Source organism: Martinezella rhizogenes (genome assembly GCF_000799715.1).
Classification (GTDB): Bacteria; Pseudomonadota; Alphaproteobacteria; order Rhizobiales; family Rhizobiaceae; genus Rhizobium; species Rhizobium rhizogenes_C.
The window spans coordinates 87,322-103,623 of record NZ_JUHG01000019.1 but is presented as its reverse complement, the minus strand read 5'-3'; the positions used below and the strand labels follow the sequence as shown (position 1 = coordinate 103,623).

13 protein-coding genes are annotated in these 16,302 nt (G+C 59.5%); 6 read left to right on the top strand and 7 right to left on the bottom strand.

Annotated elements, in window-relative coordinates; translation table 11 throughout:
- Positions 1-22 precede the first annotated feature (22 nt).
- The 6 genes from EX00_RS28285 to EX00_RS28260 all read right to left on the bottom strand — a co-directional run bounded on the left by EX00_RS28285 (position 23) and on the right by EX00_RS28260 (position 7,965).
- Positions 23-328, bottom strand: a complete 306-nt coding sequence (locus EX00_RS28285; protein ID WP_047465348.1) for a hypothetical protein — start codon at positions 326-328, stop codon at positions 23-25.
- A 221-nt stretch (positions 329-549) separates the two neighbouring features.
- Entirely contained in the window at positions 550-1,596 is a 1,047-nt protein-coding gene (locus tag EX00_RS28280; RefSeq protein WP_052211021.1) for a siderophore-interacting protein, read from the bottom strand.
- A 117-nt stretch (positions 1,597-1,713) separates the two neighbouring features.
- Entirely contained in the window at positions 1,714-3,906 is a 2,193-nt protein-coding gene (locus EX00_RS28275; protein ID WP_047465345.1) for a TonB-dependent siderophore receptor, read from the bottom strand.
- A gap of 163 nt (positions 3,907-4,069) precedes the next feature.
- The gene (locus EX00_RS28270; RefSeq protein ID WP_047465343.1) at positions 4,070-4,951 is read right to left on the bottom strand and encodes a helix-turn-helix domain-containing protein; all 882 of its coding nucleotides are present in this window, start codon (positions 4,949-4,951) and stop codon (positions 4,070-4,072) included.
- 211 nt (positions 4,952-5,162) lie between these two features.
- Positions 5,163-6,884: a peptidoglycan D,D-transpeptidase FtsI family protein gene (locus EX00_RS28265; protein ID WP_047465342.1), complete on the bottom strand. Its 1,722-nt coding sequence runs from the start codon at positions 6,882-6,884 to the stop codon at positions 5,163-5,165.
- 184 nt (positions 6,885-7,068) lie between these two features.
- Complete coding sequence (locus tag EX00_RS28260) at positions 7,069-7,965, bottom strand: LysR substrate-binding domain-containing protein (RefSeq protein ID WP_267884799.1); 897 nt, start codon at positions 7,963-7,965, stop codon at positions 7,069-7,071.
- A 273-nt stretch (positions 7,966-8,238) separates the two neighbouring features.
- Between EX00_RS28260 and EX00_RS28255 the strand changes: the two genes are divergently transcribed.
- A complete protein-coding gene (locus tag EX00_RS28255) occupies positions 8,239-9,558 on the top strand; it encodes an MFS transporter (RefSeq protein ID WP_234709129.1) in 1,320 nt (439 codons plus the stop codon).
- A 251-nt stretch (positions 9,559-9,809) separates the two neighbouring features.
- On the top strand, positions 9,810-10,028 hold the full coding sequence (locus EX00_RS28250; protein WP_047465340.1) for a hypothetical protein: 219 nt from the start codon (positions 9,810-9,812) through the stop codon (positions 10,026-10,028).
- 37 nt (positions 10,029-10,065) lie between these two features.
- Here EX00_RS28250 and EX00_RS28245 read toward each other — a convergent pair whose 3' ends face one another.
- The gene (locus tag EX00_RS28245; RefSeq protein ID WP_047465339.1) at positions 10,066-10,980 is read right to left on the bottom strand and encodes a helix-turn-helix domain-containing protein; all 915 of its coding nucleotides are present in this window, start codon (positions 10,978-10,980) and stop codon (positions 10,066-10,068) included.
- A gap of 203 nt (positions 10,981-11,183) precedes the next feature.
- Between EX00_RS28245 and EX00_RS28240 the strand changes: the two genes are divergently transcribed.
- The 4 genes from EX00_RS28240 to EX00_RS28225 all read left to right on the top strand — a co-directional run bounded on the left by EX00_RS28240 (position 11,184) and on the right by EX00_RS28225 (position 16,300).
- Positions 11,184-12,374 (top strand): ABC transporter substrate-binding protein, encoded by a 1,191-nt coding sequence (locus EX00_RS28240; protein WP_052211020.1) that lies wholly within the window; start codon positions 11,184-11,186, stop codon positions 12,372-12,374.
- A gap of 169 nt (positions 12,375-12,543) precedes the next feature.
- On the top strand, positions 12,544-13,362 hold the full coding sequence (locus EX00_RS28235; protein WP_047465337.1) for a carbohydrate ABC transporter permease: 819 nt from the start codon (positions 12,544-12,546) through the stop codon (positions 13,360-13,362).
- On the top strand, positions 13,362-14,213 hold the full coding sequence (locus tag EX00_RS28230; protein ID WP_047465336.1) for a carbohydrate ABC transporter permease: 852 nt from the start codon (positions 13,362-13,364) through the stop codon (positions 14,211-14,213). Before EX00_RS28235 ends, EX00_RS28230 begins: the two co-directional genes overlap by 1 nt.
- The gene (locus tag EX00_RS28225) at positions 14,210-16,300 is read left to right on the top strand and encodes an alpha-galactosidase (protein ID WP_047465335.1); all 2,091 of its coding nucleotides are present in this window, start codon (positions 14,210-14,212) and stop codon (positions 16,298-16,300) included. The genes EX00_RS28230 and EX00_RS28225 overlap by 4 nt, the downstream gene beginning before the upstream one ends.
- Positions 16,301-16,302 lie beyond the last annotated feature (2 nt).

Below are 16,302 nucleotides of genomic sequence, written 5' to 3'. Positions count from 1 at the left end.
TCGGCGAGGTAGGCGCGAGTTCTTAAATGCCTGACCCGTCAAGGTTCTTGTCATCGTCGCCTTCCCATGGCGGAGGCATCGAGGCGCGACGGAGGTTAGCCGAGGGCATCGGCATCCAACATTTCAATTCCGGTTCGGCATATTCAATGATCTGCCCGGGCGAGGAATCGGACGCACGCCACCCTTCTCCCGCAAACTGATCGCCATTTGACCAATATGCGAGGTCAACTTCCGCCGGCCCCTGCTCAGATGGTCGGATCGTGACCAGAATCCGACTACCGTCTTTCGGTGCACTTGCCATATGGCGCCAACGGTCTGCCTCGTCCATCGCTTTTCCTCCAGCTTGCTACCGGTTGCGAATGTCGCCTCGCCATTGAAAGTGGTCAACTCAAACTTTGCACAACCGATTTCTATTGATTGTCTAGCTAGACGCTCTCGATGAGCAACGCAGCCGTACCTCGCGGTCATCGAAGCTAATTCGCGCGGTCGGGCATTTTGGGAGCGCGAAGGCTTTGGCAATAGGATCTCTATCCTCTTCCTCTCAGGCGCTCATCGCTGCCAATAGGCGGCGACGCTGAAGCGGGAGCGGTCGGCGGCCATCTCGGTTTTCATGAAGTTGCGGATGGCGCGGGCTTCGGCCTGTTCGCAAGCGACCCAGACGAAGGTTTCGGGATTGGAGGCGGGCACGAGATCGCGCAAGATACGTTCCAGCGCGCCGGTGGCTCCCGTCGCTGCCTGGTTGCGATGAAGCCATGTGACATCCAGCGATGCGGACGAAGGCAGTAATTGTTCCTCGTGCCTGTCCGCCACTTCAAGGAAAATCCGCAGTTCGGTTTCAGTGGGCACTGTGGCTGCAATACGGGCGATGGCGGGCAGGGCGGTTTCGTCGCCGGCGAGAATGAGCTTTCGGGCAGCGGGCACGCTACCGCCGCCGGGACCGATGAGACCTGCCCGGTCGCCGGGGCGTGCGTTCAAGGCCCATGATGCGCCGGGAATATTGTCGCCGTCATGCAGCACGAAATCGATATCCATCTCACCGCTCGCAAGATCGATGTTGCGGATCGTGTAGGCACGGATGGTCAGCGCGTCGTCGCCCCGAGGCCAATGGATGCGGCCGTCCGGTTCGGTATGCGGCCAGACCGGTGCGCGGTCCTTTGGCGGGATCAGTAGGCGCACATGCAGGCCGCCGTCGAGAAAGTGTTTGGCGTCCTCGGTCGCGACGGTGACGCGGCGCATATGCGGGGTGATGTTGCTCGCGCGGACAACGGTGATCTCGCGGAAATCGGGAATGACGGCGGCCTGTGGCCCGTCGGCCCAGGTGAGATCGAGCGTCTCGCCGGATGATGCAAAAAGCCGTTCGGCGACCATGCTTCGGATGGTAAAGAGCTTGGCGGCGGTCGGGCAGCGCAGCTTGATATCGAGGCGGCTTTCCGACACGGCGATATCGGCGCTGCCGATGACGGTTTCTAGCCGCGCGCCTTCAGTGCTTCGCGTCACCGTCACATGCTCCGCCAGATGCTCGCAGAGTTGATCGAGCAGCCGCCCGGCATCGGCATGGGTGGCGACGCCAGAGGCGGTGAAATCTCTTGCATGCATCATTGGGTGGCCTCCTTTTGCATCGCCTTTGTGTTTCAAACGAGGACGAGGATCGCGGTCGGGCGATCCTCGGTTCTCTGCCATAGTCGAGATTTAAAGTATACTCTTATTCTCAACTTACCACTTCTTGCTGAGCTTGAAGGTAATGGTCCGCGCCTCGCCGTAGCCGCAGACATTTTCCCCGGCGCAACCCGCGACATAGGTCTTGTCGAAAAGGTTGGCGACGTTGAGGGAAGCGCCCCAGCCCTTTTTCTCGTAGCGGATGCCGACGTCGAAGAGCGTCGCGGAAGGCACGCGCAGGGTGTTGGCTTCGTCTGCCCAGGATTTTCCCTGATAGCGCACGCCGCCACCGATGCTCAGACCGTCAAGCGCGTCGCTGGTGAAGGCGTAGTCGAGCCAGAGTGCGGCGGTGGAGTTCGGCACGAGGTAGGGCGAATTGCCGACGACGGAGGAATCGATGTCCTTGGTGATTTCGAGATCGGTGTAGGAGTAGGAACCGAGCAGTTTCCAGTTGTCGTCGAGATTGACCTTGCCCTCGAATTCGATGCCGCGTGAGCGAACCTCGCCGATCTGCCGCTGCAGGAAAGTGGCGGGGTCGGTCAGCGCCATGTTCTTGCGGTCGATCTGGAACACCGATGCCGTGAACAGGCCGTCGATGAAGTCGGGCTCATATTTGATGCCGGCCTCATACTGCTCGCCCTTCTCCGGTGTCAGGCCGCCGCCGGTGACGCTGGTGCCGACCAGGGGTCTGAAGAAGGTGCCGGCGCTGACATAGGGGGTGATGCCGTTGGAGAATTCGTAGGCCAGGCCCGCGCGGCCGCTTGGCGCATTTTCGTTCGAGCTATAGGTGGTGCCGACCGTTGCGTCTGAATTGGTGTCGACGAAGTCATAGCGGCCATTGAGCGTCAGCAGCCAGCCGCCGCCGAAGCGCATCTGGTCCTGCGCGTAGACGCCGAGCTGCTGTTGCGTCAGCACCTGATCGAGGTAGACGAAGTTTGCACCCTGAGCCGTGCCGTAAACCGGGTTGGTGGCACTGATCGGGTTGGAGCCGCAGCAAGCCTGGACCTGGTCGAGCCGGTAGATCGAATAATCGGTGCCGATCAGGAAATCATGGCTGACGGGGCCGGTGTCGAACTTGTTCTCCGCGCGGGTGTCGACCGAAAAGGTGTCGACCTTCGAGCGCTCGAAGAAGCCGATGCGGCTCAGCATATAATTCGGATCGTCATAGGACGGATCGAGCGGATTGCCGTCCACATAGCCGTTCAGATACGGACCTTCCTCGCGCTTGTAGAGGTGGCCGTAGCGCGCATTCTGCGACACGGTCCAGCCGCCGTCGAAGTCGTGCGAGAATTCATAGCCGACCATCTGCTGGGCGTATTTCAGATTGTCGATGCTGCGTTCGCCATAGAAGGCATCGCGCTTGATCTTGCCGAAGGGTGCGTCGACCACAGTGCCGACATAGGGGAAGAAGCCGTTGCCGGTATGCACCTCATCGAGGCCGCTGAGCATGCCATAGACGGTGAGCTTCGTGGACTCGTCCGGAGAGACGGTGATCTGCGGCATGATGAAGCCACGCAGATCATGGGTGCCGTCGCTATAGGTATCGCCGCCGGCGATCTTGCCGGTCAGCCGGTAGCGATAGACGCCGTCGGCCGAGAGCTTGTCGGAAAAGTCGAAGCCGACGAAGGCGTTCCCGAGATTGTTGATGCCGATCTCGGTGTAATAGGAGGGATCGTCAGTTGGCTCCTTGCGCACCATGTTGACGAGACCGCCGGGATTGGATCCGCCGTAGAGCACGGAGGAGGGGCCTTTCAACACTTCCACACGCTCAAGCATGAAGGGATCGATCTGGAAGCCGCCGAAGCCATAGCTGTAGAGCGTCAGGCCGTTCATGAAGACGCCGGTCTGTGTCGCGTCGAAGCCGCGAATATAAAACCAGTCGGTATCGCCGTCATTGCCGAAGGGCTGCGTGGTGACGCCCGGCGTGTAGCGCAGCGCCTCGTCGACCTTGTTGGTGATGCCGCGATCCTGCATTTCCTGCCGGCCGATGACGGATACCGACTGCGGCACCTCCGTAATCGGCGTGTCGGCTTTCGATCCTGACGTCGTTTGCTTGGCGACATAGCCCTTGACCGGCGCTGTGCCGTTCGTTTCGCTGTCTGTCTGCCCGCCCTGGATGACCAGCGGCTGCAACACCGTCGGGCTCTCCTGCGCCACAACCTGCGTGCTGGATAGTATCGTCGCGATGGCCACGCCTGCCATCAGCCGCCACATCGATCCGTCTTTGCTCAATCCCTGCATGTCCGTCATCAGTCTCAACTTCGCGCCCTGTCGGCTCGACCAAGTGGCCGGCCTATCAAATAAGATGAGCAATTAACTCATATTTATTGGCGCGGCTTGTCTGATCCTGGGGAAATTGAATATTTTTGGGCAATTCTCCGCGATGTCGGCAATTGCTCGCGGGGTGTGGCATTTAGGCAATCTGGCTTCTCTTCCAGCTGGCCGGGGTGGTGCCGACATTCTTGCGGAAGACGCGGGTGAAATGCGCCTGATCGGCAAAGCCGGTCTCGACGGCGACATTGGTGAGCGGCGTGTCGCCTTTCAGCAGCAACTGTTTGGCTCGCTCGAGCCTCGCCCTAGTCTGCCATTGATGCGGCGGAAGACCAGTCGAGGCCTTGAAGGCGTGGCTGAAATGCGATTGCGACAGGCCGGTCAGCGATGCCAGTTCCTCCAGCCGGATCGTGCGCAAGCAATTTTCCTCGATGTAATCGACCGCGCGCCGCAATTGCCAGGCGGCGAGTTCGCTGCGCCGGCGCGGTTGCGGACCGCGCAGCTGCAGCACATTGATCAGCAGCGAAAGCGTCAGACCATCGCCATAGAGATCGTGCAGCGGTTCCGGATTTTCGCATTCGGTCGCGATCAGCTCGGCAAGCGCCATCAGCCGTGGATCGGAGAAATGCAGGCGCGGATGGTCGAGGCGCGACGGATCGATATCCTCCATCAACCTTCGTCCGATGATCTCGGCATCGAAATGAATATCGAGATGGCGTACGAAATCGATACCGGCAAGATCCGCCCAAAGTTCCATGCCGGCGGGAATGTAGGACATTCTCTCGTGATCATTGTCCTGCGGCCGGCTCTGGGCGCGCGGCGAAAGCCTGATGCCGTTCGTGCCGGAACCACGTTGGTCGAGCAGGATGAAGAGGCGTGGATCCTCGGCGATATAATAGCCACCGGCGCGGGCCTCGCAATTGACGTTCCAGACATCGGCGACGATGCCGTTCCATTGGCGCCGATGGACACCGCCGACAACGGAAAAACCGCCAATCCTGTTTTGCATCCGTGGCTGAAACATCGTCCCCAGCTTTCAGCTTCGCCGTAGGCGTTAATCCTTCTTCATATACTCAAGTTATTATATCAGTGAAGCCGCCGTGGCAATGTGGCGCGCGAAGGGCCGGCAGGCATCCAAGAGTGGTGCTCGATATCGGGTTCGGAACCGGGGCATTTCCTCAAGAGACCCGCACCCCCAAGGCACTTTGGGGCTGCGGCGCATACCTCTTACAGGCTCAATAAGCCGTCAGCAGATTCTGCCCAAAATTCGGCTCGACACCGAGCAAAGGCGCAGCGCGACTGACGATGTCGTGAACCATGGGTGCCGCGGTTTCGGCGGCGAGGTTCAGATTGTGCAGGCCCGTCAGCGGCTGGTCGATGAAGGACAGCACCACATATCTAGGGTTTTCCATCGGAAAAGCGGCGAGGAAGGAATTGAAGCTCAGCTTGTGTGAATAGACGCCGTTGATCACCTTGTTCGCCGTGCCTGTCTTGCCGCCGACGTGGAAGCCAGGGACATCGGCAGTCTTGCCGGTGCCCTGTTCGCCGTTCAGCTTGAACAGATATCTGATGACGTCGCTGGTGCTCTTTTTGACGATCATCTTTTCGGTCTTCTCGGCTTCTTCCTGTGTCCGTGGCAGGAAGGTGGGCTCGATCAGCTCACCGCCGTCGATGAGGGCAGCTCCGGCAACTGCCGTCTGCATCGGCGTGGTGGCGACGCCATGGCCGAAGGCGATGGTGATCGAGTTGATCTTCTTCCACACTTTCGGCTGGCTCGGAGCCTTCACCTCTGGTAGCTCCGTCTGCATCCTCGAGAGCAAGCCGAAGCGGGTCAGATAGGCCTTCTGGATGTCCATGCCGACCTTGTCCATGATCTTGGCGGTGCCGATGTTGGACGAGTAGCGGAAGATTTCGGGGACCGACAGCGCGCGTCGCGGAACGTCACGGTCATCGTGGATGGTGAAGCCGCCGTAGTGCAGGGGTGCACTGGCATCGAACGTGTCGGTCAGTTTGACCGTGCCGGTGTCGATGGCCATCGCGATCGAGAACGTTTTGAACACCGAGCCCATTTCGTCGGTGCCGTCGGACATGCGATTTAACCAGCCCTTGACGTCCGCCTGCGGGTCATTCGGATCGAAATCGGGAGCCGATGCCATGGCCAGCACCTCGCCGGTATGGATATCGAGGATAACCGCACCGGCCGACTGAGCCTGATATTGGCCGATCGCATCCGACACGACATCATGGACGATGTTCTGGACACGAAGATCGATCGACAGATGGACAGGCTGCAGGCTGTCGCGGCTCGTCATGCCGGCGGAGGTGAGGTCCGAAAGCCCCTGTCCATCGAGATACTTTTCGATGCCGGCGACGCCGTGGTTGTCTATGTCGACATAGCCCAGGACATGGGCAGCGGTCCGTCCCCCCGGATAGAAACGCTTGACCTCCGGACGGAAACCGATTGCAGGAATTCCGAGGCTCAAAACCTCGCTCTGTTGTTTCGGCGTCAACTGGCGGCGCAACCATGCGAAGTGGGATCGCTTGTCCGAGAGCTTTTGATAAAGCGCCTTTTTATCGATATCAGGGAATAGTGCCGAAAGCTTCTCAACCGCCTCGTCGACATCGACGATGTGAAACGGCTCGGCAAACATCGACACCGTGCGTATATCGGTCGCCAGAAGCTCGCCGTTGCGATCAACGATGTCGGGACGCCATGCAATCACCGGACCAGACGGGATGTTAGCGGTATCGACCGCCGGCCGAGAGTCGAAATAGACGAGCTTTCCGCATATGGCAAGATAGGCAATCGTGAGGACGCCAGCCAAAGTCAGGATACGAGACTTTGCCTGCCTGTTCTTGCTGCCCGATGCGACAATATTGCGCCTGCGTGCCCCGGAACTGAATGTCAATTCCACGAGGCGGCCGCTCTTTAGACTGAACGTATGGAGGATCGACATTTCTATGCAAATTCAGAGGATTGAAAAGGGAGAAAGGGCTTTCTGCGAGTATGATTTTTAGGTTAAGGCGTTTAAATAAATCTTAACAGCACCTTAAATTTAATTCGGAAAGCTTCTTAAATAAAGCGCTGGCCCGCTTGCCGGCGAAACATGTGACGAGTTGCCTCGGCGAGAGATCGCCGATTTATCTCCCGGACAATGGCAGACTTCGAAAAGATCGATCGCGATCCTGTTCAAGACTGGCGGGAATCTGCTCGATCAGCCAGCGCTTGAGCGCCAATGTGTCCGGGCGTGCCGCGGCATGCGGCGAGACCCAGAGCACCAGTCGTCGCGGTCCCTGGACGAAGCCGAAGGGGGCGACCAGTCTTCCGGATGAGAGATCGTTCAGCACCAGCATCTTGGGCACGACCGCGAAACCAAGGCCACATGCCGCCGCCTCGATCAGCAGGTAAAAGTGGTCGAAATTATTGCGGATTTGCGGCATGTCAAAATCGTGACCCGAGGCCAAAAGCCAGTCCTGCCAGGCGTCCAGCCGCGTGTTTGTTGAAAGCAATGCCGTGTCGGCGAGTTCGGTCGGTTTATTGACCGGGAACGATTGAAGATATTCGGGCGAGCACACGGGCCCGATCCATTCCGCCGCAAGCTCATGGATGATGGCGTTGGGCGGCGCCTCGATCGTGCTGCTGCGGATCGCCACGCTGATCTTATCACGCATGAAATCGATGCGATCGTAGTTCATGTTGAACTGGAGCTCGATTTGCGGGTGGCGCTGATGAAAGAGGGATATATGCGGGATAATCCAGCGCATCATGATCGATGATGAGCAGGAAAGCGTCAATGGTCCGGGTTTGACGCTTTCAACACTCGTTTGGATCAGACGGAATGCCGCGCCGAGGCCCTCAGCCAGTTGAGCCCCCTCGGGCGTAGGATCTGTCGACTTGACACTCCGACTGAGAAGCATCACGCCGAGCAATTCCTCCAAAGCCTTGATGTGTCTGCTGATTGCACCATGCGTTACGAACAGCTCATCGGCCGCAAGTGTCATGCTGCGGTGACGCACGGTCGCTTCGAAAGCTCTCAATGCTGTCAGTGACGGTCTCCGTTGCCCCAAGCCTATATCCTCGAATCATGCCGCTAACCTGTGAGTTTTTCTCACGCATCTTCGATATTAAATCGATTGCATCGCTTGTCCAGCCACTCTTAAAGTCGGTGTCTTCACGAGATCGGGCGGGAGGGGACCTTGTTTGTCCCGATCTTTTCGAAAGCAACATCGGGTGAGCTTTTCGCAGGCTGCGGCACGACGCCATGCAGTCTCTAACGCAAAACGCTTATTCGTGACCCAGGGGAGGGGAACTTGGACATACTCAATACAGCCAACACCGTAGCGACGGATACGGAGCGGTCTGCCATCAAGAAAATCTCGTGGCGGCTGGTGCCGTTCATCGGGTTGATGTTCTTCATCAATTTTCTCGATCGCACGGCGATTTCCTTTGCGGGACCCAACGGCATGACGAATGATCTGGGGCTTACGGCTGCCCAGTTCGGATTTGCCGCCGGTATCTTCTTCTTCGGCTACATCGTGCTCGAGGTCCCCAGCAATCTGGCGCTTCATAAATACGGCGCACGGCGCTGGCTTGCGCGCATCATGGTGAGCTGGGGCATTGTTTCGCTGCTCTTCACCTGGGTCAGCAGCATAAATGGCCTCTACTTCCTGCGTTTCCTGTTGGGCGTCGCAGAAGCGGGTTTCTTCCCCGGCGCCATCCTTTTTCTCAGCATGTGGGTGCCTGCGCGCCATCGCGCGAAGATCCTGGCGCTGTTCTACCTGGCCCAGCCGCTGACGATCGTCGTTGGCGCTCCGCTCGCTTCGCTGCTCATCCAGGCACATGGTGTCTTCGGCCTCGAGGGTTGGCGCGTCATGTTCTTCGGCGTCGCCGTCCCCGCCATCCTTGTGGGCATTGTTACCTGGTTCTATCTGCCCGACACGCCGAATGACGCAAGCTGGCTCGACCAGAACGAAAAGAACTGGCTTAACGGCGAGCTGGCCAAGGAAGAAAGAGCAAAGGCCGGCGGCCATGGACGGATGGCCGGCAAGGCGCTCACGGATGGTCGCGTATGGGTTTTGTCGCTGATCTATTTCGGGCTGATTTACGGTCTCTATGCACTCGCCTTCTTCCTGCCGACCATTATCGCCGGCTTCGAGGCGAAGTTCGGCACCAAGTATGATGTATTCGACAAGGGACTGATCACGGCAATCCCCTATCTGCCCGCGGCAATAGCCCTGTTCTTCTGGAGCCGCGATGCATCGAAGCGCGGGGTGCGGGCCTGGCACATCGGTATTCCCGCGCTCCTCGGCGCACTCAGCATTCCGATGGCCTTGTTCATGTCCTCGCCGGAGGCAACCATTGCCGTCATCACCGTGACGGCCTGCGCGATCTTCTCCGCGCTCCCGAATTTTTGGGCTATCCCCGCCCGGTTCCTGTCGGGCGCGGGAGCAGCGGCCGGTATCGCGCTTATCAACACCATCGGCAATGTCGCCGGCTTCGCCGCGCCCTACATCACGGGTCTCGTCAAGGACGCGACAGGTCTCTACGAACTTCCGATGTTTATCGTTGGGGCGTTGATGCTTGTCTCGTCGATCCTGGCTTTCTCCATCGGTTCGATGATGAAGGAGTGATCTTGCGGGCTCGCAATCACTGTTTCGGCAGGGATAATCTCAAAAAGCCTCTCGGCCCCATTGCGAGCCGAGAGGCTTTTTGCCACTGCCTCGGTTTGTTGCCACGCCAGCATGGCCTTTTGGGCATGTATCTTGAGCGAGGTGACTTTTATGGTAGCCTGGAACAAATTCGCTTGGTAATTGGCTTGAAAGGTCCGGCATGGGCTATCTCGATATGACGGGTTCCTAAAAAGCCCACGGAGACGACTGCAATGGATGACGCGGAATTTATGGCTCTCTACAAGGCCGGTAAATTCAAGGAAGCCCTGGCTGCCGCCACGCGCGGGCAGGAAAAGTCCAAGCTGACGCCCAGCCGCTATTCGATCGACAAGAAGACGGGCAAGCCGATCTTCTATCGAGGCAATAAGCGGGTGGAAAAGGACGCGACCGGCGAATGGTTGTTCGCGAAAAACCTCGGCAAGCCGGAATAGACACTGTACCCGATCCATTTGGCTGCGGGCGGCGATGCTAGGCCGCTGAAATCGATTTCGCCGTCACCAGACCGAAACCGCTGCGATATTTGGCCGGCGTCGTGGAAAAGCGCTCCTCGAAGGCTTCGTAAAAGCGCGACAGCGAGCCAAATCCGGATTCGAATGCGACCGCCGCCACCGGCAGGTCGCTGGAGATCAGCAGCGACTGGGCGGTGTCGAGCCGATGACGCGTGATCGCCTGATTGACGGTAAGGCCCACGGTTTTTTTGAAGATCGACATGGCGTAATTCGGATGCAGTCCGGCAGCCGATCCGACGTCGACGGCCGATATCTCGCCCAATGCGCGTTCGGCGATGAAGCGGAGCATCTTTTCCACCCTCGGCAGGCGATCCGGGTCCTGATTGCGCGATGCCCCGATTGCCGAACCCTGTTCGCGCAAATCCTGCCAGCCCTCTCGCGCAATTCGCCTGATGCGGGCGACGAGTTCGTCGCGCACGATTTGCTCCAGCTCCGGATCGCCGGACAGCAGTTCTTCCCGCCACCGCAGAAAAATGTCGCGGTCGTGTGCTCTGACGTTCAGTGCCTCTATCAACCCGCCCCGGAACACGGCGTCGCGAAAGCTGCCCATGCTGTGCAGATTGACGAGCACCGACATCGGGACATAGAGGCAGACGAAGGTCGTGGGCTCGGTGACGTCGACGACCTGATGCGGGATCATCCCCCAGAAGAGGCAGAGCTGTCCCTCCGAGACTTGCAGCCTGCGTCCGTCGAACCAATAGGTGACGCGTCCGTCGAGGACATAGTTGAGCTCCACCTGGCTGTGCATGTGCGGACCACTCATGCGCCGCACGTCCAATCGCTCCCCGGCGCAGAAGCGATGATCGCCGAAGACGACGAGAGGATGGCGCGTCGGGCCATCGTGAACTGGAACTGACTCGTCTTCGATCAGCATTGTGAGACTCTCCACTACAGTCGCGATCTTAGAAAACCGGAAGCGATCTTTAATATCGCGGTAGAGGTCTACGAATTTGGATGATGAATATCAACCGCCGCGCATTGGGGGCGATGTGTTGGCCGGCGCCCCGCGCCGTAACAGGTCAGTGGAGGATATACGTGACCCTTTTTAAAAATATCGGCTCGATTGCATTGAGCTACATGCTGGTCGCGTCGGCGGCATGCGCCGGCGAAATCGTTCTCAATTCCGACCAGTCGGACCCCGTGCCGAAAAAGGCGATGGAAGAGCTGATTGCGGATTTCCAGACGAAGAACCCTGATATCAAGGTCAAGTGGAACAATTTCGACCACGAAGGCTACAAGTCCGCGATCCGTAACTTTCTGACGGCTGACGCTCCCGATGTCGTCGCCTGGTATGCCGGCAACCGCATGGAGCCTTTCGTCAAGGCTGGTCTTTTTGAAGACGTCAGTGACGTCTGGGCCGCAAACGGGCTGAGCGACCAGCTGAAGGCGGCCGCCGCGTCGATGACGATCGACGGAAAGAAGTGGGGCGTTCCCTACACCTACTATCAGTGGGGCATCTATTACCGAGCCGACATCTTCAAGGATAAGGGCATTACGCCGCCGAAGACCTGGGACGAGCTGGTCGCTGCCTGCGCCAAGCTGAAAAGCGCCGGCATCACCCCGTTTACGATCGGCAGCAAGGCCTTGTGGCCAACCGCCGGCTGGTTCGATTATCTCGATCTGCGCGTCAACGGCTACCAGTTCCACATGGATCTGACCTCCGGCAAGGTGCCCTATACCGATCCGAAGGTGAAGGCCGTGTTCGCCAAGTGGGCTGAGCTGGTCAAGCCGGGCTACTTCCTTCAGAACCACGCAGCACTCGACTGGCAGGACGCCATGCCGCAATTCGTCCAGGGCAAGGCGGCCATGTATCTCATGGGCAATTTCGCCGTCGCTCCGATGAAGGATGGCGGGCTGAAGGAAGACCAGATCGGCTTCCTGCCGTTCCCGGAAATCACGTCTGGCCTGCCCGCCGCCGAGGAAGCGCCGCTCGACACCTTCCACATTCCGTCGGGCGCGAAGAACAAGGAAGATGCCAAGAAGTTCCTCGCCTATCTGGCCTCCCCGGAAGCCCAGACGAAAATGAATGCGACACTCGGCCAGCTGCCGGTCAACAACCAGTCGGCCACACCGGATGACAAGTTCCTGAAGGCGGGCTTTGAGATGCTGTCGAAGGCCCAGGCTCTCTCGCAGTTCTACGATCGCGATGCGCCGGCCGACATGGCGAAGGCCGGCATGGAAGGCTTCCAGGAGTTCATGGTCAAGCCCGACAAGATCGACGCGATCCTGGCACGCCTCGATAAGGTGCGCGCCCGCGCCTACAAGTAGTCCATTCCAACAATGACCCGCTGCCGGACGTCCATGACGCCCGGCAGCGTTCTTACTCGCATTTGCATAGGAGCAGACAGTGGGCACGAGCAGCACCGCTCTACCAGGGTTCTGGAAACGCAATCAGCGGACCTTAGCACCCTGGCTCTTTCTCGCGCCGGGCGCCCTGATGTTCCTGGTCTATGTGATCCTACCGGTCTTCCAGTCGGTATGGATCAGCTTTCACGACTGGGATGGTCTGGGGGCAAAAACCTGGATCGGTCCTGGAAATTACGTCGAGCTTTTCTCCGACGACGCCTTCTACACGTCGCTGGAAAACAACATCATCTGGCTCGTCCTCTATCTACTGGCGGTTCCGGCGGGATTGGCCGCGGCCTTGTTCCTGAACCAGACCGTTGCCGGCATCCGTATCTACAAATCGCTGTTCTTCTTCCCCTTCGTGATCAGCCAGGTCGTCGTCGGCCTGATCTTCACCTGGTTTTATGCGCCTAATTTTGGGCTGTTCTCCGTCCTGACGGAAGCTTTGACCGGGACGCAGATCGCCGTGCTGGCGGATGAGCGTCTGGTCACCTACGGCATCATCGCTGCCGGTCTCTGGCCGCAGATCGCCTATTGCATGATCCTCTACCTGACGGGCCTCAACAACATCAATTCGGAACAGATCGAAGCCGGGCGCATGGACGGCGCCAAGGGTTGGCACCTGTTCTGGAATATCGTCCTGCCGCAACTGCGGCCCGCCACCTTCATCGCGGTGGTGGTGACGGTCATCGGCGCGCTTCGCTCCTTCGACCTCGTCTCCGTCATGACGGCCGGCGGCCCCTACGGGTCGAGCCGCGTTCTCTCCTACTACATGTATGAGGAAGCCCTGTCGGAATACGGATTCCGGATGGGATACGGCGCCGCCATCGCCGTCGTGCTCTTCCTGATCATGATGATCTTCATCACCTTCTTTCTCATCCGCATGCTGAGACAGGAAAGGAACTCCTGATGTTTCCAACACCTGTCCAGAAATCCGGCCCATGGGTGTCCACGACCTATCAGATCATCCTGCCGATCGCGCTCATCATCTGGCTGCTGCCGCTGATCGGCGTCGCGGTGACGTCGATCCGGCCATCGGGCGATCTGGCGGCCGGCAATTATTTCGGTATTCCCTCGGGCTTTGCGGGCGTCGAGAACTACACCGCCGTCTTCCGGGATTCGCCGATCGGCCACTACATCCTGAACTCGTTCAAGATCACCATCCCGACGGTCATCGGTGCGGTCGGGCTGTCGTGCCTTTGCGGTTTCGCACTCGCCGTCTATCGCTTCAAGGGAAGCCTGGCGTTGTTCTTCATCTTCGTTGCCGGCAATTTCATTCCGTTCCAGATCCTGATGGTTCCGGTGCGCGACATGACGCTGAAGATGGGGCTCTATGATACGGTAACCGGGTTGGTCCTGTTCCACGTCGCCTTCCAGACGGGCTTCTGCACCTTGTTCATGCGCAATTTCATCAAGGGCTTGCCCTTTGCGCTGATCGAATCGGCGCGGGTCGAGGGCGTCTCCGAATGGCGGATCTTCGTTCATATCGTACTGCCGCTGATGCGTCCGGCGATCGCGGCATTGTCGGTGCTGATCTTCACTTTCGTCTGGAACGACTATTTCTGGGCGACCGTGCTCGTGCAGGGACAGAGCGCCATGCCTGTTACCGCCGGCCTTAATTCCCTCAACGGGCAGTGGGTTGCCGCCTGGCATCTGGTGTCGGCGGGATCCATCGTCGCCGCGATGCCGCCGGTTTTGATGTTCTTCTTCATGCAGAGGCACTTTATTGCAGGCCTCACTCTCGGAGCGACCAAGGGATGAGCAAGACTGTTATTGTCAAAGCCGGCGCGGTGTCGCTGGCGCTCGGCCTGCCGGAGCGCGGCATGCCCGAGATCCTCGGCTTTGGCCGTGGGGCGCTCGCCCCCGAATTCTGGCCTGATGTGCCGCGTTCGAGCCGTGTCAACGGCATGGATATCGCCGTGCCGTCGAATGTGCTGCTGCCTGTTGGCGGGCTCGGCTTTTTCGGCTGGCCGGCGATCTCAGGGCACCGTGACGGGCGTGCATTTACTCTGGAGTTCCAGAATTGGCAGGTCGAGGAAATCGATTCCGGTGTCGTTCTGAAAGCCGAGGACGCCGTCGCGGAGATCGGCTTGCAGATACGCCTCGAAGGCAGTCCTGCCGAGGTGCTGTCGGTTTCGACGTCGCTGACCAATCTCGGTTCCGGCGATTATACCCTCGATCGATGCATGGCGGCGAGCTTTCTGATGCCCGCCGGCCCGGCGGAGCTTACCACCTTTACGGGCATGTGGGGCCGGGAATTCCAGACGCGCCACACGACAATTGCCGACGGGCTCTGGATGCAGGAAAGCCGCCGCGGGCGCACCTCGCATGATCGATTCCCCTTCGCATTCCTTGAATGTGGCGGCGAGCGGATGGGCTTCCATCTCGGCTGGAGCGGCAACCACCTGATGGCGATCGATACGCTCGATGACGGGCGCCGGCTGGTGCATCTCGGCGAGCTGTTCGAGCCGGGCGAAATACGCCTGGCAACCGGTGAAACCTACAGCAGTCCGACGGCCTTTGCCGGTCCTGACAGCGAAGCGTTCCATGCCTTTGTGCGAGAAAGCGTGATTGCCTGGCCGGGCGGCGAGATGAAGCCCCGGCCGGTGACGCTGAACACCTGGGAAGGCAATTACTTCGATCACCGCATGGACTCCCTGAAGGCTCAGGCGGATGCGGCGGCGGCCATCGGCATCGAGCGCTTCGTCCTCGACGACGGCTGGTTCGGCAAGCGCGACGACGATACCACCAGCCTCGGCGACTGGTTCATCGACGAGCGGAAATATCCAAATGGACTGAAGCCGCTGGTCGATCATGTGACATCGCTCGGCATGGAATTTGGTCTCTGGTTCGAGCCAGAGAATGTGAATCCCGAATCCGAGTTGTTTCGTGCCCATCCCGACTGGGCGCTCCAGGTCGAAGGGCGTCCGCTGCTTCTGTCGAGAAACCAGCTGGTGCTCGACCTGACGCGGCCGGAGGTCAGCGATTATCTCTTCAGATGCATGGAAGCCGTACTTTCCCAGCATGCGATCGCCTATATCAAATGGGACATGAACCGCGACCTGACTCATGCCGGCGGCGCGGATGGTCGTGCTCGGACGGCGCAGCAGACGCGGGCGGTCTATGCCCTGATGGACAGGATCCGGCAGGCGTTTCCGGCCGTCGAGATCGAAAGCTGCGCATCGGGCGGCGGGCGCATCGATTACGGCGTCCTCCGGCACACGCATCGCGTCTGGACCTCCGATTGCACCGACGCCTTCGAACGGCTTGATATACAGCATGGGGCCTCGCAGTTCGTTCCGCCGGAGCTTCTCGGCGCGCACATCGCCGCATCGCCGAACCACCAGACCGGCCGCAGGTTGACGCTTTCTTTCCGGGCGCTCGTAGCACTTGCCTATCATCTGGGTGTCGAGCTGAACCCGCTGACCCTCGACGCCGAGGAGAAGCAGGAGCTCGAAGGCTGGATCGCGCTCCACAAGAGCTTGCGCTCGCTCCTTCATGCGCCCGGCAAGCAGTTCCGCCTGCCGCCCCTTGATGGTCGCTATGTCTGGGGCGCTGCGGACGAGAGCCGTATCGTGGCTTTCGTTGCGCAGGGTCCGCAAATGGTCGGCGAGCAGCCCGCACCGGTTCGCCTGCCGTTGAGCGGTGAGGGCACAGGCAAATGGCGTGTGAAAGCGTTCCATCCGGCCGAGCCCGAGTTCATCCGGATATCGGACGGCCAACAGCGGTTTTTGAACGGCGAGATGACCTTCAGCCTCGACACGCTTCGGCGCGTCGGCTTGCCGCTGCCAATGCTTCGGCCCGAGAGCGGGCTTCTTCTTGAATTCGAACCAGTGACGGGAGACTAAGT